This is a genomic window from Photobacterium sp. GB-72 (assembly GCF_003026095.1).
Lineage (GTDB): Bacteria > Pseudomonadota > Gammaproteobacteria > Enterobacterales > Vibrionaceae > Photobacterium.
Genome location: NZ_PYNV01000052.1, coordinates 1 through 654, shown reverse-complemented (window position 1 = coordinate 654; position 654 = coordinate 1). Strand labels below are relative to the sequence as shown.

Below are 654 nucleotides of genomic sequence, written 5' to 3'. Positions count from 1 at the left end.
CACCATGACAATTCCTCCTTAGTTCAGTCGGTAGAACGGCGGACTGTTAATCCGTATGTCGCTGGTTCAAGTCCAGCAGGAGGAGCCAAATAAAAAAGCCCGCAAGCAATTGCGGGCTTTTTTACATCTTAAATTTGGAAAATCATTGCTTAGTTGCTTAGTTGCTTAGTTGCTTAGTTGCTTAGTTGCTTAGTTGCTTAGTTGCTTAGTTGCTTAGTTGCTTAGTAGCTGCTTGGTTATTGATATCTTTCCTCTCGACCTACCTTACCATTTCTCCCTTAGTTCACTTGGTGATTACCTCTTATCTCTTGTGATCGTTAACCGCAAATTTGGTTATCTACTATGATTCTTTTGAGGTTAGGTGTTGCTATTAAATGATCTATTTTTAGCTTTAATTGTATTATTTATTGAAGATTTAGTGATCATAACCATCTAATAACTATCAGGTTTGCAAAAAATAATATCAAAATGCGCGTTTGTTAATCGAGTGAGCGTTTTTTCTTAAAAATAGGCTTTACAGGTTTTACATCTATCGGTAATATTCGCCGCACTTACGGAGAGATGGCTGAGTGGTTGAAAGCACCGGTCTTGAAAACCGGCATACGTTTATAGCGTATCTAGGGTTCAAATCCCTATCTCTCCGCCATATTCTAG

At 38.4% G+C, this 654-nt stretch carries 2 tRNA genes; both read left to right on the top strand.

Annotated features, from left to right (window positions below):
- Positions 1–12 precede the first annotated feature (12 nt).
- A tRNA-Asn gene (locus C9J40_RS21850) sits at positions 13–88 on the top strand.
- Between the two features lie 467 nt (positions 89–555).
- Positions 556–646, top strand: a tRNA-Ser gene (locus C9J40_RS21845).
- Positions 647–654: the final 8 nt, after the last annotated feature.